This window comes from Flavobacterium sp. YJ01 (assembly GCF_029320955.1).
Taxonomy (GTDB): domain Bacteria; phylum Bacteroidota; class Bacteroidia; order Flavobacteriales; family Flavobacteriaceae; genus Flavobacterium.
In genome coordinates, this window is the sequence record NZ_CP119757.1 from 525,081 (window position 1) to 544,254 (window position 19,174).

At 32.5% G+C, this 19,174-nt stretch carries 21 protein-coding genes and 1 pseudogene; 5 read left to right on the forward strand and 17 right to left on the reverse strand.

Going from position 1 to position 19,174, the window contains the following annotated elements:
- Positions 1 to 7: 7 nt before the first annotated feature.
- Both P0R33_RS02350 and P0R33_RS02355 read left to right on the forward strand, forming a co-directional pair.
- Positions 8 to 298 (forward strand): annotated as a pseudogene (locus tag P0R33_RS02350) (PAS domain-containing protein); the annotation flags it as partial.
- Positions 299 to 340: 42 nt separating this feature from the next.
- Positions 341 to 1,084, forward strand: coding sequence for an ATP-binding protein (locus tag P0R33_RS02355; protein ID WP_346429616.1), 744 nt, complete (start codon positions 341 to 343; stop codon positions 1,082 to 1,084).
- A 2-nt stretch (positions 1,085 to 1,086) separates the two neighbouring features.
- Here P0R33_RS02355 and P0R33_RS02360 read toward each other — a convergent pair whose 3' ends face one another.
- Positions 1,087 to 1,518 carry a response regulator gene (locus P0R33_RS02360; RefSeq protein WP_276174038.1) on the reverse strand — a complete coding sequence of 144 codons (432 nt, stop codon included), beginning with the start codon at positions 1,516 to 1,518 and terminating at the stop codon, positions 1,087 to 1,089.
- A 199-nt stretch (positions 1,519 to 1,717) separates the two neighbouring features.
- On the opposite strand from P0R33_RS02360, the gene P0R33_RS02365 reads away from it, so the two are divergent.
- Complete coding sequence (locus P0R33_RS02365; protein WP_276174039.1) at positions 1,718 to 2,218, forward strand: pyridoxamine 5'-phosphate oxidase family protein; 501 nt, start codon at positions 1,718 to 1,720, stop codon at positions 2,216 to 2,218.
- Positions 2,219 to 2,327: 109 nt separating this feature from the next.
- Here P0R33_RS02365 and P0R33_RS02370 read toward each other — a convergent pair whose 3' ends face one another.
- From P0R33_RS02370 to P0R33_RS02380, 3 genes are read right to left on the reverse strand one after another with little or no spacing between them, the layout of a single operon-like run.
- Positions 2,328 to 3,041 (reverse strand): DUF72 domain-containing protein, encoded by a 714-nt coding sequence (locus P0R33_RS02370; protein ID WP_276174040.1) that lies wholly within the window; start codon positions 3,039 to 3,041, stop codon positions 2,328 to 2,330.
- On the reverse strand, positions 3,038 to 3,808 hold the full coding sequence (locus P0R33_RS02375; RefSeq protein ID WP_276174041.1) for an endonuclease: 771 nt from the start codon (positions 3,806 to 3,808) through the stop codon (positions 3,038 to 3,040). The genes P0R33_RS02370 and P0R33_RS02375 overlap by 4 nt, the downstream gene beginning before the upstream one ends.
- Before the next feature lie 18 nt (positions 3,809 to 3,826).
- The gene (locus P0R33_RS02380) at positions 3,827 to 4,402 is read right to left on the reverse strand and encodes a ferritin-like domain-containing protein (RefSeq protein WP_276174042.1); all 576 of its coding nucleotides are present in this window, start codon (positions 4,400 to 4,402) and stop codon (positions 3,827 to 3,829) included.
- A 189-nt stretch (positions 4,403 to 4,591) separates the two neighbouring features.
- Here P0R33_RS02380 and P0R33_RS02385 point away from each other — a divergent pair, with 189 nt between their 5' ends.
- Complete coding sequence (locus P0R33_RS02385; RefSeq protein ID WP_276174043.1) at positions 4,592 to 5,155, forward strand: hypothetical protein; 564 nt, start codon at positions 4,592 to 4,594, stop codon at positions 5,153 to 5,155.
- Positions 5,156 to 5,238: 83 nt separating this feature from the next.
- Here P0R33_RS02385 and P0R33_RS02390 read toward each other — a convergent pair whose 3' ends face one another.
- From P0R33_RS02390 to P0R33_RS02415, 6 genes are all read right to left on the reverse strand, one after another.
- Positions 5,239 to 5,883: a DUF5661 family protein gene (locus tag P0R33_RS02390; protein ID WP_276174044.1), complete on the reverse strand. Its 645-nt coding sequence runs from the start codon at positions 5,881 to 5,883 to the stop codon at positions 5,239 to 5,241.
- Positions 5,884 to 5,970: 87 nt separating this feature from the next.
- Positions 5,971 to 6,132 carry a DUF1328 domain-containing protein gene (locus tag P0R33_RS02395; RefSeq protein WP_082586828.1) on the reverse strand — a complete coding sequence of 54 codons (162 nt, stop codon included), beginning with the start codon at positions 6,130 to 6,132 and terminating at the stop codon, positions 5,971 to 5,973.
- A gap of 82 nt (positions 6,133 to 6,214) precedes the next feature.
- Positions 6,215 to 7,309, reverse strand: a complete 1,095-nt coding sequence (locus P0R33_RS02400) for a DNA topoisomerase IB (protein WP_276174045.1) — start codon at positions 7,307 to 7,309, stop codon at positions 6,215 to 6,217.
- 41 nt (positions 7,310 to 7,350) lie between these two features.
- A complete protein-coding gene (locus P0R33_RS02405) occupies positions 7,351 to 7,590 on the reverse strand; it encodes a Rho termination factor (protein ID WP_276174046.1) in 240 nt (79 codons plus the stop codon).
- Positions 7,591 to 7,850: 260 nt separating this feature from the next.
- On the reverse strand, positions 7,851 to 8,375 hold the full coding sequence (locus P0R33_RS02410; protein ID WP_276174047.1) for a hypothetical protein: 525 nt from the start codon (positions 8,373 to 8,375) through the stop codon (positions 7,851 to 7,853).
- A gap of 132 nt (positions 8,376 to 8,507) precedes the next feature.
- The gene (locus P0R33_RS02415) at positions 8,508 to 8,825 is read right to left on the reverse strand and encodes a hypothetical protein (RefSeq protein WP_276174048.1); all 318 of its coding nucleotides are present in this window, start codon (positions 8,823 to 8,825) and stop codon (positions 8,508 to 8,510) included.
- A gap of 247 nt (positions 8,826 to 9,072) precedes the next feature.
- On the opposite strand from P0R33_RS02415, the gene P0R33_RS02420 reads away from it, so the two are divergent.
- Positions 9,073 to 9,660 (forward strand): DUF4142 domain-containing protein, encoded by a 588-nt coding sequence (locus tag P0R33_RS02420; protein ID WP_276174049.1) that lies wholly within the window; start codon positions 9,073 to 9,075, stop codon positions 9,658 to 9,660.
- A 220-nt stretch (positions 9,661 to 9,880) separates the two neighbouring features.
- Here the strand turns inward: P0R33_RS02420 and P0R33_RS02425 are convergent, their stop codons facing one another.
- The 7 genes from P0R33_RS02425 to galA form a co-directional block, all read right to left on the reverse strand.
- Positions 9,881 to 11,242 (reverse strand): amidohydrolase, encoded by a 1,362-nt coding sequence (locus P0R33_RS02425; protein WP_276174050.1) that lies wholly within the window; start codon positions 11,240 to 11,242, stop codon positions 9,881 to 9,883.
- Between the two features lie 93 nt (positions 11,243 to 11,335).
- A complete protein-coding gene (locus tag P0R33_RS02430; protein ID WP_276174051.1) occupies positions 11,336 to 12,208 on the reverse strand; it encodes a helix-turn-helix domain-containing protein in 873 nt (290 codons plus the stop codon).
- A 185-nt stretch (positions 12,209 to 12,393) separates the two neighbouring features.
- Positions 12,394 to 13,446 carry an NAD(P)-dependent alcohol dehydrogenase gene (locus tag P0R33_RS02435; RefSeq protein ID WP_276174052.1) on the reverse strand — a complete coding sequence of 351 codons (1,053 nt, stop codon included), beginning with the start codon at positions 13,444 to 13,446 and terminating at the stop codon, positions 12,394 to 12,396.
- 55 nt (positions 13,447 to 13,501) lie between these two features.
- Entirely contained in the window at positions 13,502 to 14,485 is a 984-nt protein-coding gene (locus P0R33_RS02440; protein WP_276174053.1) for an aldo/keto reductase, read from the reverse strand.
- 132 nt (positions 14,486 to 14,617) lie between these two features.
- A complete protein-coding gene (locus tag P0R33_RS02445; RefSeq protein ID WP_276174054.1) occupies positions 14,618 to 15,025 on the reverse strand; it encodes a cupin domain-containing protein in 408 nt (135 codons plus the stop codon).
- Positions 15,026 to 15,254: 229 nt separating this feature from the next.
- Complete coding sequence (locus tag P0R33_RS02450) at positions 15,255 to 16,124, reverse strand: helix-turn-helix domain-containing protein (RefSeq protein ID WP_276174055.1); 870 nt, start codon at positions 16,122 to 16,124, stop codon at positions 15,255 to 15,257.
- Between the two features lie 101 nt (positions 16,125 to 16,225).
- Positions 16,226 to 19,048 carry a beta-galactosidase GalA gene (galA, locus tag P0R33_RS02455; protein ID WP_276174056.1) on the reverse strand — a complete coding sequence of 941 codons (2,823 nt, stop codon included), beginning with the start codon at positions 19,046 to 19,048 and terminating at the stop codon, positions 16,226 to 16,228.
- Between the last annotated feature and the right edge of the window lie 126 nt (positions 19,049 to 19,174).

The following is a 19,174-nucleotide window of genomic DNA, read 5'->3' on the forward strand; positions in this document are numbered from 1 at the left end:
GTTAGGAAATTTAAATTATTTTAATGAAACGTTTTATAATTATTCTGGAATAACCAAAGATGAAATTGAAAAAAATGGTTGGCTGCAAATTGTACATCCAGACGATCGCGAAGAAAATGTAAAACTCTGGATGGAATCTGTAAAATCAGGAAAAGACTTTCTATTTATTCATCGTTTTAAGCGTTCAGACGGCGAATACAGATGGCAGTTGAGCCGTGCCATTGCTCAAATAGATGAATTTGGAAAAATACAAATGTGGGTTGGAACGAGCACTGATATCGAAGATCAAAAAAACTTTACAAATCGTCTTGAAGAACAGATTTTGGAACGTACTACACAATTGGAAATTAAAAACAGAGATTTAGTCAATATGAATATTGAACTACAGTCTTTTGCCTATATTTCTAGTCATGATCTTCAGGAACCACTTAGAAAAATTCAAACTTTTGCCAGCCGACTTGCCGATTTAGATGAACAGAATATTTCGGCAATTGCCAAAACTTATTTAGCTCGAATCGAAGTTTCTGCCAAAAAAATGCAGAATTTAATTCAGGATTTATTAACCTATTCTAGAACTAATTCTGCCGAAAGAGTTTTTACAACAGTCAATATTGATGAAATTGCTGAAGAAGTGGTAAGTGATTTTTCGGATCGAATTGAAGAAAAAAATGCGATTGTTGAATATGCAAATCTTGGAGAAGCAACTATTATTCAGTTTCAATTCAGACAATTGCTTCATAATTTAGTAGAAAATGCATTGAAGTTTTCTAAACCCGGAATTCCTCCTATAGTAAAAATTTCTGGAGAAAAAATTGACGGAAAATTAATTCCAGATGCTGAATTTAAAGATAAAACATATTATCATTTGCAAGTTTCAGACAACGGAATCGGTTTTGAACTTGTTTACAAAGAAAAAATCTTTGAAGTTTTCCAGCGTTTAAATACCGAAAGTGAATACAAAGGAACTGGAATTGGACTTGCCATTGTAAAGAAAATCGTTGAAAATCATAAAGGCATTATTACGGTTTCTAGCGAAAAAGGCGAAGGTGCTGTTTTTAATGTTTATATTCCAGAATTGACTTAAAATCAGGATTTAAAAACAAAGTTAGATTGCGTTGGACTAAACTCACTCCAATCGATTTGAATGGCGTGTTCTATTGCTTTGATAATATCACGCATTAAAACAGGCTTTGTTATGAAATAGTTTGCGCCAAGTTTTCTGCATCTTTCAATAATACCTGCTTCGCTTGAAGTTGAATATATTACGACAGGAATTTCATTATTCTGATCCGATTTTCTAATTTCTTCTAAAACGTCAAACCCATTTTTTCCAGGCATATTTAAATCTAAAAAGACAACATAAGGAGTTGAAGGCGGATTAAAAATAGCGTTCAGCAATTTTTGCCCTTCAGAATAAGTTTGAAGAATAATATTTTGGGGTATCGATTCTACTGCATCAGAAAAGATACTAATATCATCTTCATCGTCGTCTGTATAAAAAATGGTATAATCTGTCATGGCATTTATTAGGAAATTTTACCAAATATAAGGCATTTTATTCATAACGCTCTAAATTTAGTCTAATTCTTATACAAACATTAAGAATTGAAATATCATAATTTCTAAGTTTAATTATATAATCGGAAAAACTTTAAAAAGAGCCAACTTTACCATAATCAAATAATTAGAAGTAAATATAAACTTAAAATATAATGTTATGGGCGATCATAAAGACCTTACAGATGAATTTGCAGTAGAGAAAATTAAAGATCTTGCTGAAAATATTAAAACTTGCATGTTTTGTACCTACAATGAGTACAGATTGCAATCAAGACCAATGTCTGTTCAAGAAATTGACGATAAAGGACAACTTTGGTTTTTATCAGACAGAAACAGCAGTCAGAATGCTGAAATTACATTAAATCCGATGGTTGAAATCTTCTTTTCTGAGCCACACGATAAATTTCTTACACTGCACGGAACTGCAACTATCGAACATGATAAAGAAACTATTGAAAGATTATGGAATCCTACGGTAAAAATCTGGATGCCAGGTGGCGTTGACGATCCAAATTTAAGCGTGATTAAATTTGTTCCTGAAGATGGTTATTATTGGAATAACAAAAACGGAAAAATGGTAGCAATTGCTAAAATGACGGCAGCATTCGTTACAGGACATACAATGGATGATGGAATTGAAGGAAATTTGAAATTGTAACGTTTTACTTAACCGCAAAGTCCGCAAGTATTTACGTCAAGTTCGCTAAGATTAATTTCTTTTGCGTGCATTGCGTAAATACTTGCGGACTTTGCGGTTACATACATATTCAAATATGCATTCTTTTCAACTCTAAAGCATTTAAAATCCCTGCTTCGCTTGCTGTATTATTAAAATAAACAAATCCATTTTTTGAATTTAAATCTTCATTCAATTTCTGCAATTCTTCAGTAGAATAGCTAGAATGAAACAATTTTGGGACTCCGTGAAAACGAACATAAATCAACGGAAAATCTTTAAAAATTGTAGAAGGCAAATCAGGATAACTTACACTGCAAAAGGTTATATTATTATCTTTAAAAGCGTTCCAAACTTCTTCATTCCACCAAGTTTTATGGCGAAATTCAATTACATTGTTAAAATCGTAATTGAGAAGTCCGATAAGACTTTCTAATTTTTGTCTGCTAAAATCGTAACTTGGAGGAAATTGAAACAAAATCGCACCTAACTTTTCTTTCATTCCGAATTTACAAACTTCATAAAAGTCATCTAAAAGCCCTTCGCAATCTTTTAGTTTTTTGATATGTGTAATTTCTTTGGGAACTTTGACTGAAAACAAAAAGGATTCTGGAGTTTTATTGTACCAATTATTAAAAACTCTGACGGTAGGAAATTTGTAAAAACTTCCATTAAACTCGTAAGTATTAAAATGCTGGCAATAAAAATCGAACCATGATTTTGAAGGCAGATTTCTTGGATAAAAAATATTCTTCCAAAAACGGTTATAAAAGCTGGAACATCCTATTGCTATTTGATTTTTCATTTATATAATTGTTGACAGTTTGTGCAGAAAAAACTATTTCGCTTTCTTACTCCAGTTTTCTTGCAATAAATAGGAAGATTACATCTGTGACATTTTTTCTTGGTATAAACTTCCCAATGCTGTTTGAGTTCAGCTTTCTTTTTCCAGTATAAAAATTCGAAACTGTAAGTAGAACATTCGGCAATAATCTGGCTTATTTCGTGCGGTGGAATTTTGCCAACAATAGATTCTGGGTGAACATAACAGCGATACAAAACTTCATTTTTAATAATGTTTCCGACTCCTGCAAAAATATTCTGATCCAGAATAGCATCAGAAATCATAACATTTGGTAATTCCTCGAGCGTTTGTTGGGCTTTTTTAGGATTCCAATTGTCATTCATTACATCAACACTCCAATCGTAATGTTTGTTTATATCGCCTTCTAAAATCTTAACAGAACAAGTATAAAAATTGAGTTCGCCATCTTCAAAAATCAAACTTAATCTTGGTTTAGCTACTTTTCTTTCATTGATTTTGTAAGTTCCAAACATCAGCAATTGAATTTTGATGCTAAACGAATCAAAACAAATTAAAAAGTGTTTTCCCCAAGTTTTAAAAGAGTCAATAGTTTTATCTTGTATTCGGGCAAAATCAATAGCACTTGTACCAGATGCAGAAATTACTTTCTGTCCAGAAAATTGTTTTACTTCTTCTTTTAAAATTACTATAGACGGACCTTCGGGCATATATTCATTAATTAAAAAGTGCAGTTTAAAAAACTGCACTTTGGTGGTATTTAAACTTTATTCGATTTCTGCGGCTTCGAGATTAATGGCATTTACAGCGACTTCTGTCAGTATTTTATCAGCACCTTTTTCTTCATCTAGGGTTTGTTCTAGCAAAGTTGCTGCTTCTGGCAAACCAAGAGTTTCGGCAAATTGTCTTAAAGTACCATAAGTTGCAATTTCGTAATGCTCAATTTTCTGGCTCGCAGCAATAATTGCAGCATCACGCACTACTCCTATTTCAGTTTCTTCAAGCATTCCTTTTGCTTCTTCAATTAGACCTTCCATAGCGTCACATTTTTTGGCACTAGGTTTTTGTCCAATAATTTTAAAGACTTGCTCTAAACGAACAATTTGCTCTTCAGTTTCTGTCAAATGATTATCGATTGCATCTTTTAACTCAACCGAAGAAGCATTTTTTACCATTGTTGGCAATGCTTTTGTCAAAGCTTTTTCTGCCCAATAAATATCTTTTAATCCATCTTCAAACAATTCTGTCAATCCAGATGCTGCGTTCGATTTTGGTTTAGTAACTCCTCTTGGAGTTGTTTCTTTTTTTGAAGTAGTTTCTTTTTTACTATCTGCAGTTTTCATGGTTTTATTTTTTGCGATTAATAAGATTATAAAATTAATAGCTACAAAATGGGACTGGTTATATGATTTAGAATATAAATTGCATTCTAAACATCTGTTAATTATACAATTAGACTTTATAATTCTATAATAAGTTCCTCTATTATGATGACTAGCTTTGTAATATACAAATCATAAAAACAAGATGTCATGAGCACTATAGATAAAAAAAACAGTAATTACAGAGAGATGAATAGTCACTTTTCGTCTGATAGAAATTTAGGAAAAGATCTTAAAGACGATGCAACCAAACCAGACAATGACAATAGAGAAATTGCAGAACGTGGTTATATGGTTAGAAACGGACATAATCCAGACCGCCCAAATCCAAATGAAAATCTTACGGATGATGATTTGGATGATCTAAATGATGATTTTCATAACGACAGAGATTTAGAAGACAACAACGACGACATTTATGAAGTTGAACTGGAAGAAGAAAGAGATGAACTAGACAATCCTTCAGACGCAGGAGAAGACGATTATGATTTTAATGAAACCGAAGAGGTTCTAGAAGATCTTGACGAAGATGAGGATGAAGATGAAGAAGATGATGATGAAGAAGATGATGATGACGAGGAAGAGGAAGAAGAAGAAGAAGAAGAAGAAGAATATATTGAAGAAGATATAGACGATAATGATTATATCGAAGATGATGTTCAAGAAGATAACGACGATAAAGAATACCCTGAAAATGATCCTCGCCGATTATAAAATTTTAAATTAAAAAAAATTGTAAAAATAAAAAACCGTCCCGTTTAAAAACGGGACGGTTTTTTTGAGTTTAAAAATTCAACTTAATCTCCAATAATTTTCAATACTGGAATATCGTCCATTTTTTCCAAACGCTCAGCCAATCCGGCTTTTGCTTCTTTAAGCTCCAACTCTGCTTTGTGCAATTCTTTCTGCCATTTTTCTTTTTGAGATGAATGCTCTAGTTTTCGAAGAATCTCATAAATTTCGCCCTCAGCTTCCATCACTTTTAATCTTTTATAATAAGTTAAACTTTCTGTCATATGTGCAAGTGCAATCATGGCGGTTAAAAAAGGATGATTATTGGTCACATTGACATCTTTTATTTTTCCATGTTCTAGTTCAACTTTTAAAGCAAAAGCAAATTCTTCCATATTAAACGCTTCATGTTTGCTTTTCGGATCCAAATAAGCCTTTATCGCATGCACATTATTCATGGTAGAAAGATCAACATCTGTGTGTTTTCTATCATTTAGATCCTTAAAAACTACATTTGCAATAGCTCTTGCCTCTGCATCTGTCGGATCATTTTTTGGATCCTCAAAATCTCGTATCGACCAATCCCAATTTTCAGGATGAACCGGTTTTATATATTTTTCGCAAAAATCTGTAACATCATTTTTCAAACTCACCATTGCATCGTCTCTTTTGACGTATACATCTTGATAAGCACCGCTTTTTGTTCCCATGACTATTATTATTTTAGATTGAAACCAGAAACGACACATCTCAAATAAATGTGTCGTTTTGTTTGCTTTTATTTATTGATATTTTTATTAAACTCTTGTTCTTCCGCTGATTAGAGAAATAACAAATAAGACTAAAAATATGAAGAATAAAATTTTTGCTATACTAGCGGCTCCAGCGGCAATTCCACCAAAACCAAATATTCCCGCCACTATGGCTAGAATAATAAATGTGACTGTCCAACGTAACATAATAATAGTTTTTTAGTTAATACTGATTTTTTGATTTTGTCTGTATGTGTTTTTAAGCTTTTGAAGAGAAGCTCGAACTCTTTTATGAACATTCTGATTCTAGATTAATTTCATAATTCTGAATCAGTTCTGAAAATGCTATTTCTGATTTTGTAAAATACTTTCTAGTGCTTCGGTTCTTTTTTGCCCTATCGAAATATTTCTCAATAGAACCGTCTTCATAAGTAGAAATCAAAAGCGGATGAACGTAATAATCTTTGCAAACTTTTCGAGTATTTCCAAGCGCTTCAGCAGTTAAATCGAAAGCATTTATAACGTTCTGTTTAATTTCTTTTTCAGTTGAAGCAATTCCCATTTCCATCAAACTTTCGAAGAAAATAATAGACGCCGCCCACGTTCTGAAATCTTTCGCACTAAAATATTCTCCAGATATATTATGAAGGTATTCATTTACCATATGGCTGTCTAATACCTTTTTTTCTCCGTTTTTATCGTAATATTTAAAAACTTCCCAACCTGGAATTTCTTCACATCGGCTAACTAATTTTATCAGTTTTTTATTTCGGGTAGTTATCGTATGCTGTTTGCCTTTTTTGCCGACAAATTCAAATCGAAGTGAATTTTTATTGATATTGATATGACGTTTTCTCAAAGTAGAAAGTCCGTACGATTTGTTGTCTTTAGCATATTTTTCATTTCCGATTCTAATGTGCGTTTCTTCCATCAACCGAATGACTAAAGCCGTTACCTTTTCCTTCGACCATTCTTTCTTCTCCAAATCAAGATCAACTTGTTTTCGAATCGATGGAAGTTTTGCACCAAATGCCGCTATTTTATAAAACTTAGTCTGATTTCGAATCAGATTCCATTTTGGATGATAGCGATATTGCTTTCTATTTTTTAAATCTGTTCCAACTGCTTGTAAATGACCGTTTGTTATCGATGTGATTCGAACGTTTTCCCAAGCCGGTGGAAGCACTAAACTATTAATGCGTTTAATTTCATGTTTGCTCTTTACATTTTTTCCGTTTTTTTTATAAACGAAATTTTCTCCTTCGCGACATCTTACAATCGTCAATTGATTATCATTTATATACTCCAGATCTAGTTTTTCTATTACTAAATGCGGTGTTTTTATCAATTGATTCATTAAAATTTCTTTTCTCGCAGCATTCATGATATTTAATTTTTTATCACACTATTAATTCATTTCAAATTTTAATTATTTCTTAGAGAGTCAATTAAACTCTTTTTATTCATATAAGATCTTCCTTGTATTCCGACTTTACTCGCTTGTTTTTGAAGTTCTTCTTTTGTCCATTCTTCATAAGGTTTGGCTTTTCCGCCTTTTTCACCTGCATCTGGCGTATTGGCAATACGAGCGGATTTTTCTTTGCTGTATCCTTTTTTCACCAACGCCTCATATTGCTTTTCATTCTTAATTCTTGGATCTGGCATAACTTTAATTTTTAAAGATTATTTCTAAAAATCTGATAAGTCAAAGTTCCTCAAAAAGTAAGGCGATTCTGTTATACAATTATGGTTTGAATTTTCAAATTTGTGGGATGGGAATTCTGAAAGTGGAAATGTAAAAGTTAATGGTTGATGGTTGATGGTTGATGGTTGATGGTTGATGGTTGATGGTTGATGCAAAAAAAAATCCCAACTCTATAGGGAGTTGGGATTTTTTTTTTAAATATTAAAAAGCACTAATTTCTTTAATCTAAATATTTAACATTTAATAAACCATTAGTAAATTCTACCTTGATAACATCTTTATTTTTATACTCATGAATTGACTTATATTTTGAACTAATTATATGATTGCTGATTTTATCCAATTCTTCTTTTTCATCGATAAAATTTTTGCCGTCATATAATTCATAAACTTTATTTTCTTTGTTTTCAATTATATTATATTCTACAACAGCTACTTCGTGAACAAATTTTGTATTAATGTAAAGCAAAAAGTTATCGATGTAAGTTTTAAAAAAATACGGAATCATAAATGCATATAGCATAATTACAAGCAAATTACCTATTCTTATTTTCTTCTTTAAAAAATAAATGAAATAAAAAACTATTATCACTAATAATAGAAGAGAAATTACGATTGAATATTTCCATGAATCTTCTTTAAATGCGTAAATGTCTGTTCTCAGATATTTACTTTTCGCAGATTTAAAATAAAATCCAAGCAAAATAAAAATGCCCAACAATACTATATTTACAATGGTAAACATTTGCGTTTTTTTCATAATAGTAATAAAATGATTTTGTAGCTTTTTTTAATGACAAAATTCTTTATTTGCAGGGTAATTATCTTCATTTGAAAACAATCTATTTCTGCCTTTTGTGTCTTGGATTAGATTAAATTAACTCCAACTCATATTAATTAAAACTCTGTTTCCGGTTATTTCGACTTTTCCTCCAGATGATTCCAAATCTTCTCTTGGATAAATGAGATAGATTTTGGTGTTTTTTATAGTTTTTGGAATATTATTTTTGAATCCTTTACTCTTTAGCATCCATTTTTTTATTTCCAATTCAGAACTTTCAAACTCAATTATAAATTGACGTGTAAAGATTGAGCCTCTTTTTTCCATATCAATAATCTCTGCATTTTCAGGAAGTTTTTCTAATTGTCCCCAACTCAAAGCACTTTTTATAGCATCTTCTCTTTGCCAAGGCATTACAAATGGCGAGAAAAAATTTATGTAAATGCAAAAAATTCCAAATAAGATAAATAAACAAATTGTTCTAGCTATTTTCATTGATATTCTACATGTTAGTTTTCTAAATTTAATTTTACTTGATAAATCATACATTCTTTATCAGAATTAAAAATATAAAAATCCTATAACAATCTTTTAAAATCCTGTAAAATTTTCTTACATCTTCTGAATAATTTTACATTATAACATTTAAACTATTAAAATCATGAAAAAGTTACTATTAGCCGGAAAAACCATTTTAGGAGCAGGACTACTTATATTATGCCTTCAATCTTGTAAAAATGAAACTAAACAAGAAGATCCAAAAGAAGTAGCAGAAGATGCAAATGAGGCAAAATTCGATTCTATTGACAGCAAAGAAGACGATTCTGAGTTCTTAGTAGATCAGGCTGAAGTAAATTTGGCAGAAATTGAAATTGGTAAACTGGCACAAACTAAAAGTACAAACGCTGAAGTGAAAAAATTTGGTAAAATGCTTGTTGATGAGCATACTAAATCGGCTTCTGAAGTTAGTGCATTAGCAAAAGCGAAAAACTTTACTCTTCCAACTTCTTTAACTGAAGACGGACAAGAGGAATACAATAAATTGAACGAAAAAACTGGTGTTGATTTCGATAAAAAATTCGCTGACTTAATGATTGACGGTCACGAAAAAGCAATCAAAAAACTAGAAAAAGCCGCTAAAGATGCCAACGATCAAGAAGTTAGAACTTGGGCAGCTAATAATATTGCAGGTTTAACGGCACATTTAGAACACGCTAAATTGCTGAAACAAAACCTAGACAAAAAGTAAAATAAATTTAATTGGTTATTATTTATTTTTAGAAGTAAAGATTCTGAGATTCTAAGGTTCTAAATGTAGCATCTAAGAACCTCAAATCTTTGCTAAAGACCCCTTCAAGAGTTGAATTGCTTGAGGGGGTTGTTTTTTTTGGGGACAAAGGTTCAGAGGCACAAAGGGACAAAGGTTTTTTTGAAAGCCTCTGAACCTTTGTCCCTTTGTTCCTTTGAACCTATACTTTTAAAGATCCTGAAATCATTTTCCCTTTAAAGAAAACTCCTTCTCTTTTTGGAAGACGTGCTACAGCTTCGGCAGAACAGCTTGCTTTTACTAGAATAAAGTCGGCATCGTTTCCTGGTAATGGCCAAGTTCGTGTTCCGGCATCATTTAATGGTAAAATTTCGTCTTTTGTTGCAATATGAAGTGCTCGGCTTAAACCAAATTCGTCAGTCCATCCGTAAAGTTGTGCGCATAATTTTGCTTTTTCTAGCATATCGCAAGTTCCAAAAGGCTGCCAGTGATCGACAATACTGTCTGTTCCTGTCATCAATTTTACTCCGTATTTTTTTAGCGTCGGAATTGGCATTATAGTTCTTCCAATCGGAATGGTCGAAATTACTCCAATTCCTAAATTGCCCATTTGTTCGGCAATTTTCTCCATATCTTTTGGTTCCATTCTTGCCAAAGCAAAACCATGACTTATATATGTTTTTCCTTGCAGTTCTTTATTTTCTTCTGTTCTTTTTATAATATATTCGATTGCAGCTTTTCCAGATGGCGGTGATTCATGCAAATGAATATCAATTCCTTTTTTATTGTCCAGAGCAATTTGAAACATCACATCGAGCGATTTTTCCATATTGCCATCAACATTTGTCGGATCTAAGCCTCCAATAAAATCAACTCCCATTTTAGCCGCTTCACGCAATAACGGTTCTGACTGCGAATACAAAATTCCGTGTTGCGGAAAAGCTACAATTTCCCATCCAAAACTATCTTTATTATTTTCTAATGCTGCCAAAAGATGTTCCAGACTTTTCAGTCCGCTTACGGGATCAATATTTGTTTGACATCTAGCAAAATAGCTTCCTTGACTTTGCATTAATTTAATCGCTTCTTCTGCTTTTCGCTGTGAATCGGGTAATAATTGCGGAATCAATTTTTGCTCCAGCGTAATCATATCTTTTACGGTATATCCTTTTCTAGGAGCTGCATTCCAAGTGCCACCATAAAATGTTTTATCGATATGAATGTGCATATCTCGCAAACCCGGAAGCATTAAAAGTCCTTTTGCATCTATGGTTTTTAGTTTTAAATCAGATTTTCCAGAAATGATACTTTTGATTTTACCATTAGCAATATGCAGATTGTATAAGTTTGTTTTTGTGGCTACAACTTCATTTTTTTCGTTGTATTCAAAACCATCTTCCAATCTTACATTGCTTAAAATATATTCTCCTGAAGTTTTATTTTCTTCCATAACCGGCAAAACTTGCGAAGCTGCATTTGCTCCAATTCCAGAAAACAACGCTGCGCCTGTTGCCGCTGCTCCTAATCCTAAAAACTTCTTTCTGCTTATGAGATTTTCTTCCATATCTTGATTTTTACATTTTATAATACGATTCAAATTTTATATTGAAAAGTATTATGCAAAATTCGTTTAGAAACCGAAAAATGAACGGTAATATTACGGATAAGGATGGTAAAATTTATAACTTTCTTTAAAATCGCCTGGTGTTTTGCCAACGTACTTTTTAAATACTTTAGTAAAATAAGTATTATCGTTAAACCCTAACTGATAAGCAATTTCCTTGATTGATAAGTCTGTACTAGTAAGCAGACGTTTTGCTTCGAGTATTGTTCTTTCTTTTATAACATCGCCAGCAGGAATTTTTAAATAGCGTTGCGAAAGAATATTGAGATAATTGGGTGTAATATTTAATTTATCGGCATAAAAATGTACCGAAGATTCTTCATTAAAATTATGATCAATCAAAAAATTAAACTGTTTAATAATCTTTTCTGGTTTTGAAGAAGAATCATGTTCTGGAAACTGAATTAAATAATCTTTCTGCAACAATTTTAATAATAAATGAAGTTGCAACAACGTGATTTCTTTGTTTAACAAATCATTTTCGAGTAGCAATAATTCAATATCATGAAGATGTTTTTTTAATTCCTGAAATCTGCTTTCGCTCAATGTAAGGCAATAAGGAACATTTTGTTCAAAAAAAGGCAATGCCGTTAAACCTGAAAATACATTTACAATTTCAGATGAAAGCATCAGCTGAAAACCTATTGTATCTTCATTTAGCAGCCAATTATGCACTTGGCCAGGCCTAACAAAGAAAACCTGATAATCATCAACGGTGTATTTTGTGAAATCGACATTATGAATTCCCGATCCTTTTTCTACAAAAAACACGAGGTAAAAATCGTGTTTATGAGGCTGTTCAAAAGCATTTCTTCCCTTTACGCTATGGCGAAATAAGGTAATACCTAAAGTTTCTTCTCCAAGTATATTGCCAACAGATAAAACAGGAATTGAATCTTTATTCAAAGAATTTGCTTTTGATTGTTCTTTTCAAAAATACAAAAAAGAGGCTAAGTTATTAAGATGCGAAGATTCTAAGTTTTTTTATTTTGTCTTTAATCTCAGCATCTATTTTTACTTTCTAGATGTTGAAATATTGTGATTAGATACCAAAAAAACTCAGAATCTCAGAATCATAGAGTCTTAGAATCTTATTTCAAAGAAGCCATATCAATTACAAAACGATATTTGATATCTCCTTTTAATAATCTTTCGTAAGCGTCATTTACTTCGTTTACGCCAATCAATTCGATATCAGCTGTAATATTATGTTCTGCACAGAAATCAAGCATTTCTTGAGTTTCTGCGATTCCACCGATTAGAGAACCCGAAAAACTTCTTCTTCCTAAAATCAAACTGAAAGACGTTACAGGAAGCGGATCCATTGGAGCTCCAACAAGAGTAAGTGTTCCGTCAACTTTTAGTAAATTTAAGTAAGCATCGATATTATGTTCTGCAGAAACGCAGTCTAAAATAAAGTTTAAACTTCTAGCATGTTCTGCCATTTGCGCTTCGTCTGTAGACAATACAACTTCATCTGCTCCAAGACGTTTTGCATCTTCTGTTTTAGATAAATTAGTTGTAAAAACCACAACATGAGCGCCCATAGCTTTTGCTATTTTGATTCCCATGTGACCTAAACCTCCAATTCCTACGATTCCAACTTTTTGACCAGGACCAACTTTCCAATGTTTTAATGGCGAATAAGTTGTAATTCCTGCGCACAATAATGGAGCAACTCCTGCAAGATCTAATTTATCTGAAATGTGCAATACAAAGCTTTCATCAACTACAATACTTTGAGAATAACCTCCAAAAGTTTGTCCGCCTAAATGCTTGTCAGGCGAATTAAAGGTCTGGATATTTCCTTCATCACAAAATTGCTCTAAATCATTTTTACAATGTTCACATTCTCTGCAAGAATCAACCAAACAGCCAACTCCAGCTAATTCGCCAACTTTAAAATTTTTTACATGATCGCCGACTTTTACAATACGTCCAACAATTTCATGTCCAGGAACTATCGGATAAATAGTACCATGCCATTCATTTCTAACCGAATGTAAATCTGAATGACAGATTCCGCAATATAAAATCTCAATTTCCACATCATGCGCCTGAACTGCTCTACGCTTAATATCTAATGTTTGTAAAGGCGCGTCAGCCGCTTCTGTACCAAATGCTTTTATGTTTTTTGTTTCCATTTTTTATAGTTTGTTTTTTGTTTCAAGTTTCAAGTTTCAGGTTTAAATAACTGATTTACTTACCTGCTTGTTTTTCTAAATGTGCTGGATAACGAGATCCTTCAATTTTAATTTGTGCTAATGCCGTTTCAATTGCCGCAATTTTTTCTGTTGAAAGTTCTAGATTAATTGCTCCCAAATTTTCCTCTAAACGATGCAATTTTGTAGTTCCCGGAATTGGTACAATCCAAGGTTTTTGCGCTAAATTCCAAGCCAAAGCAATTTGTGCATTAGTTACGCCTCTTTCTAAAGCTATTTTCCCTAAAAGATCTACAAAAGCTTGATTTGTTTTTCTCGCTTCGGGAGCAAAACGAGGCAATGAATTTCTAAAATCTGAGCTATCAAATTGCGTGTTTTCGTCAATTTTTGCTGTTAGAAAACCTCTTCCTAACGGACTAAAAGGCACAAATCCGATTCCTAGTTCTTCTAAAACTGGAAAAATTTCTTCTTCTGGAGTTCTCCACCAAAGTGAATATTCGCTTTGAAGCGCCGTAACAGGTTGAACAGCATGCGCTTTTCGAATGTTTTCAACGCCAGCTTCTGAAAGTCCAAAATGTTTTACTTTACCTTCTTGAATTAAATCTTTAATTGTTCCCGCAACATCTTCAATCGGAACATTTGGATCAACACGATGCTGGTAATACAAATCGATAACATCTGTATTCAATCTTTTTAATGAACCTTCAATGCTTTTTCTAATCCATTCAGGACGACTATCTAGTCCTTTTTTAGAATCACCTTCTAAAAAACCGAATTTCGTTGCAATTACAATTTTATCGCGAAATGGAGCTAAGGCTTCTCCTAAAAGTTCTTCGTTCAAAAATGGACCGTAACATTCTGCTGTATCAAAAAAAGTTATTCCTTTTTCATAAGCAGAACGAATTAAATCAATCATTTCTTTTTTATCATGAGCTGGACCATAACCAAAACTCATTCCCATGCAGCCAAGTCCCAATGCAGAGACTTCAAGACCGCTATTTCCTAAAATGCGTTTTTTCATTTTTATTTTTGTTTTAGGGTTGTTTTTTTGTTTCAGGTTTCAGGTTTCAAGTTTCAGATTTAACCGCAAAGTGCGCAAAGATTTGCCAGTACTAAAAACTTAGAGCCTTAGTATCTCAGAAACTTAGCATCTTTAAAGACTGCTTAAAAGAAAATATTCTCCATCAGTTACTTTTTCTAACCAAGTTCCATGACCTTTATCTACTTCTGTGATAATGGCAACATAAGAGAATTTATCAAATGGAGTTGCTCCGTACCAATGTTCTACACCCGGTAAAATTGTAACTACCTCATCTTTTTGAAGCTTTCTAACGGCTTTTCCTCTTTCTTGGTAATATCCAGTTCCTCCTTTTGCAATCAGCATTTGCAGACCTACGTTGCTATGCCAATTACTTCTTGCGCAAGGCTCAAAAGTAACTTCCTTAATAACAGTGTTTTCTGGATGAATATCACTAGTTTGTTTTTTGTAGGATACGTCACCCGTCATATAAGTATTCGGGACTTTTCCTTCTTCAATAACGGTTGAATAATTTGTTGACATAAATTTACTTATTTTTTTGAGATTGACTATATTAAAAACAACTTATCTAATTCATTATCAGAATTATAAACTAAATTTTAAAAAGCTAGAATCCGCTTTATGAAGTAGTAATTTAGTTTTTCCAAAACTGATAAATTATTTCAGCGTTGTAATTTCAAGGCAAAATTAGGTCAACATGACTTTCTGAAAATAACAATATTCAAACAAAAAATTATGAAATTGAAACAATTTACACTCGAAGCGATTTTGGAACTGTGCCTGTAAGTCTTTTAAAATAATTATTGAAATAACTCGGATATTCAAATCCAAGTGAATAACCAATATCCGAAATACTCCAATCTGTATGTTGCAACAAAGCCTTTGCTTCATTAATAATTCGTTCTGTAATATGCGCCGTCGTCGGTTTTCCTGTGACTTCTTTTACCGAACGATTTAAATGGTTAACATGTACAGCAAGACTTTGCGCATAATCTTGAGGTGTTTTTAATGCCAAAGGTTCGTTTTTAGTTTCTATCGGAAATTGTCTTTCTAACAATTCTAAGAATAAAGAGGTAATTCTAGAAGAGGCATTTTTATGTTTAAAGAAATTTTCTGAAGGCTGCATTTTCATCGATTCATGAATAATCAAGTTGACGTAACTACGCATTAAATCGTCTTTAAAAACATAATCTGTTTCATATTCTTTAATCATTTTTTGAAACAAAGAATCTATAAAAAGCTTTTGTTCAGCATTTAAAGAAAAAATTGGCGTTCCTCCTATTTTAAATAAAGGCGATTCATGAAGTGTTTCAGAACGGTCTTTTGCTCGTAGAAATTCTTCTGTAAAAACACAGGCATAACCTTCATAACCTTCAGAAAGCGTTTCCCAAGAATACGGAATAATCGGATTGCCGAAAAACAAAATTGTTCCGTCAGTTTCAATTCCGCGATCTGCGTATTGTATAAGACTTTTGCTAGTATTGATACAGATTTTATAAAAATCTCTACGACTGTAAACGGGAATCTTACTTTGATCTCCGTTTATTTGATACACTTTAAAGCCTTTCAGTTTTAAATCTGAAGTAAAATCGCAATTCTGAGTTTCTGTTTGATTATTCATTTTGCAAAGTTATGAAAATCAAACAATATTATTTTGTTATTTTTTTGTTTCAGGTTTCAGGTTTAACGCGACGCATAAAACTTGAAACCTGAAACCTGAAACTATTTTAAACTCAAACTTCCAGCTTTTAATCCTTTCGCGGAAGCGGATAAAATAACTTCTTTGGCATTTTCATCTTTTTGAATAATGATTTGAGCATAACCATTAAAAAGTTTTCTTTTCCAAGATTCTGCTGGTGTTATTACTTGAATAATTCCTGGATCGGTATTCATAACATCCCAATCTTTTATTTTTTGTGAAGGCGTTGCTGCAATATGAATCGTATTTTTTCCTTCTTTTAAAATTGATGAACTTAGAATATATTTCTGAGAATCTTCTGCACTTGGTTCTATTTTATTTCCGTTAATGAAAACTATAGCTAGAATACCAATTTTCTTGTAAAAGAAACTCACAACATTTGAAGCCGAATTGTTTTTCAAATCAAATTCTCCTTTATAAATATAAGATGGCGTTTGTTTTTTATAATCTCGATCTTTAAAAGCTTCCGTCCATTCGTTCTCAGAATAATTTGGCAATTGCTGAGGCAAAGAAACAGTATTAACTTTTTGTTCTTTAAAATTACTTATAGCAACCAAAGCAATGTCATCAATAAATTGATCGCTTTCCAGCGAAGTTGGATCGCCATTTCCTACTCCTAAAATTTTACCGCCTTTTATAGAAAACATAATTTCATCATTTGCCGTTGGAACATGAATACTATTTTTGTCAGTAACTTCGACTGTTATTACAGAAACATTTCCTTTCAAAATATTTTCTTTATCTAAAGACAATTTGATATTTTCTGCTTTCCCAGTCGTTTTTTGAGTTTCTGTCAAAACTTTTTTACCGTTTTTATAACCAACAGCTTCCAAAGTTCCAGGTGCGTATTTTACTTTCCATTCTAAATGTCCGTTTTGTTCCATTTTCTTTTTTCCTAAACTTTTTTTGTTTAGAAAGAGCTCTAATTCATCACAATTAGAATAGGCCCAAACGTCTATTTCTTTGCCTTCCATTCCACTCCAATTCCAATGTGGCAATAAGTGCAAAACGGGTTCTTTTCCCCACCAAGATTTCAGATAAAAAACATTGTCTTTAGGGAAACCGCAAACATCCATCATACCAAAATACGATGTTACAGAAGGCCAGTCGTAAGGCGTTGGTTCTCCGCGATAATCAAAACCTGTCCAAATAAACATTCCTGCCAAATAAGGTCTTTCTGCGTAGAATTCCCAACCTTCTTCAATACTGTAAAAAGTCGGTCGAGGTTTTTTATCGTAAGCGCTTTGATAGTGTTTCGCATCATCAGTAAAATAAATTCCGCGCGTTGCAAAAGTCGAACCTTCTTCTGTTCCCATTCCTGGCTGATTTTTAAACTGATTTCTGTGCGCATCAATATCGCCGTTTCCGAGATAATTATAACCCATAATTTCAACCACAGAAGATATTCCACTTTTAAATCCGCTGCTAATTCCCACCGTTACAGGTCTTGTCGGATCAATGCTTTTGCTGAAATCCTGCATAATATTGGTAATTCTTTCGCCAATAATTCCGCCTTCTATTTGCCATTCTTCATTTCCAACCGACCAGCAAAAAATACTTGGATGATTTCGGTCGCGCTCCATCATTCGTTTTAAATCATTCAGATGATAATCATTAATTCCCATTAAACGAGTTTCATCAATAACCAACATTCCTAATTCGTCGCAAGCTTTCAATAATTCTGGCGTAGGCGGATGATGCGAACAACGATAAGCATTAGAACCCATTTCTTTCAGCTTTTTAATTCTATAATATTGAATTTCGTCTGGAAGCGCTGTTCCAATTCCAGCGTGATCTTGGTGATTGTTTGTTCCTTTTAGTTTTAAAGGTTTTCCGTTTAGAAAAAAACCATTTTCTGGATCAAACTTTATTGTTCTGATTCCGAAAGATGTTTCATAAATGTCAATGACTTTTCCATTTTGCCTAATTTTAGTTACCAAACGATACAAATTCGGATTATCAACATCCCATAAAAGCGGATTTTTGACGTTTAATTTTGAAATATATTTTGATGTTTTATAAAATTCTGGTGTATTATTTTTTTCAGAATTAGTAGAAATTTGCTTATTCGAAGCATCAAAAATCGTCTGAATAATTTCTAAATCACCTTTAGAATTTCCTTTATTTTCAATAGAAACTTCTGCCGTTATTTCTGCATTGGTTCCTTTAATTTCTGAGGTTATAAAAGTTCCATTTGTCTTAACATAAATCGGATTTGTTTTTTGCAGATATACATGTCTGTAAATTCCAGCGCCTTCGTAAAACCAGCCTTCTTCCATTGAAGCATCAACACGAACAGAAATCGTATTTTCACCGCCATAATTTACATAAGCCGATACATCGTATTCAAAACCATTGTAACCGCTTTGTTCAGTTCCTAAATAAAATCCGTTAAAAAAGACTTTTGAATTTCTAAAAACGCCATCAAATTTTAATGAAATAATTTTCCCTAAATCGCTATTCGGAATCGTTATTTTTTTTCTGTACCAACCAATACTTTTCTCCGGAAAATTTTTACCAGCAGCTTTAAATCCGTGGCTAAAACTGGCGCTTTCGCTAAAAGGCTGTTCTACGGCCCAATCGTGTGGCAAATCTAATTTTCTCCACGCGCGATCGTCAAATCCTGAAGCAGCTGGTCCGTCGCCAAATCCAGTTTTAGTTAAGTATGAAAAATAACCTTCGGCGTGACCGAAATCTTTTTTGGTATCGTATAAATGTCCGAATGAAAACCGCCAATCTTTATCAATTAAAATTAATTCTCTAGCCGATTTATTCTGAGCAGAAATTGGCAATAGCAAAAAGAGAAAAAACAACAAAATTGCTTTTTGAGTAAAAGTGGTTTTCATAGGTTGGTTTGTTAGTAAAATCAAATAACGATAAAAATAAAGCTTTTGAAGAAAAGAAATCGATAGTATTTTATCAAAATATGATAACTCCCTAATATTTAAAGCCGTAAAATGGCATTCAAAATT

What these genes read in the sequence shown, in the direction of transcription:
- P0R33_RS02400 (WP_276174045.1), bottom strand. Translation starts at nt 7,309, where the DNA reads ATGAATGCTGCGAGAAAAGAAATTTTAATGAATCAATTGATAAAAACA.
- P0R33_RS02425 (WP_276174050.1), bottom strand. Translation starts at nt 11,242, where the DNA reads ATGGAAGAAAATCTCATAAGCAGAAAGAAGTTTTTAGGATTAGGAGCA.
- P0R33_RS02420 (WP_276174049.1), top strand. Translation starts at nt 9,073, where the DNA reads ATGAAAAAGTTACTATTAGCCGGAAAAACCATTTTAGGAGCAGGACTA.
- P0R33_RS02360 (WP_276174038.1), bottom strand. Translation starts at nt 1,518, where the DNA reads ATGACAGATTATACCATTTTTTATACAGACGACGATGAAGATGATATT.
- P0R33_RS02390 (WP_276174044.1), bottom strand. Translation starts at nt 5,883, where the DNA reads ATGGGAACAAAAAGCGGTGCTTATCAAGATGTATACGTCAAAAGAGAC.
- P0R33_RS02440 (WP_276174053.1), bottom strand. Translation starts at nt 14,485, where the DNA reads ATGAAAAAACGCATTTTAGGAAATAGCGGTCTTGAAGTCTCTGCATTG.
- P0R33_RS02380 (WP_276174042.1), bottom strand. Translation starts at nt 4,402, where the DNA reads ATGAAAACTGCAGATAGTAAAAAAGAAACTACTTCAAAAAAAGAAACA.
- P0R33_RS02435 (WP_276174052.1), bottom strand. Translation starts at nt 13,446, where the DNA reads ATGGAAACAAAAAACATAAAAGCATTTGGTACAGAAGCGGCTGACGCG.
- P0R33_RS02415 (WP_276174048.1), bottom strand. Translation starts at nt 8,825, where the DNA reads ATGCCTTGGCAAAGAGAAGATGCTATAAAAAGTGCTTTGAGTTGGGGA.
- P0R33_RS02370 (WP_276174040.1), bottom strand. Translation starts at nt 3,041, where the DNA reads ATGAAAAATCAAATAGCAATAGGATGTTCCAGCTTTTATAACCGTTTT.
- P0R33_RS02445 (WP_276174054.1), bottom strand. Translation starts at nt 15,025, where the DNA reads ATGTCAACAAATTATTCAACCGTTATTGAAGAAGGAAAAGTCCCGAAT.
- P0R33_RS02450 (WP_276174055.1), bottom strand. Translation starts at nt 16,124, where the DNA reads ATGAATAATCAAACAGAAACTCAGAATTGCGATTTTACTTCAGATTTA.
- P0R33_RS02395 (WP_082586828.1), bottom strand. Translation starts at nt 6,132, where the DNA reads ATGTTACGTTGGACAGTCACATTTATTATTCTAGCCATAGTGGCGGGA.
- galA (WP_276174056.1), bottom strand. Translation starts at nt 19,048, where the DNA reads ATGAAAACCACTTTTACTCAAAAAGCAATTTTGTTGTTTTTTCTCTTT.
- P0R33_RS02385 (WP_276174043.1), top strand. Translation starts at nt 4,592, where the DNA reads ATGAGCACTATAGATAAAAAAAACAGTAATTACAGAGAGATGAATAGT.
- P0R33_RS02405 (WP_276174046.1), bottom strand. Translation starts at nt 7,590, where the DNA reads ATGCCAGATCCAAGAATTAAGAATGAAAAGCAATATGAGGCGTTGGTG.
- P0R33_RS02410 (WP_276174047.1), bottom strand. Translation starts at nt 8,375, where the DNA reads ATGTTTACCATTGTAAATATAGTATTGTTGGGCATTTTTATTTTGCTT.
- P0R33_RS02365 (WP_276174039.1), top strand. Translation starts at nt 1,718, where the DNA reads ATGGGCGATCATAAAGACCTTACAGATGAATTTGCAGTAGAGAAAATT.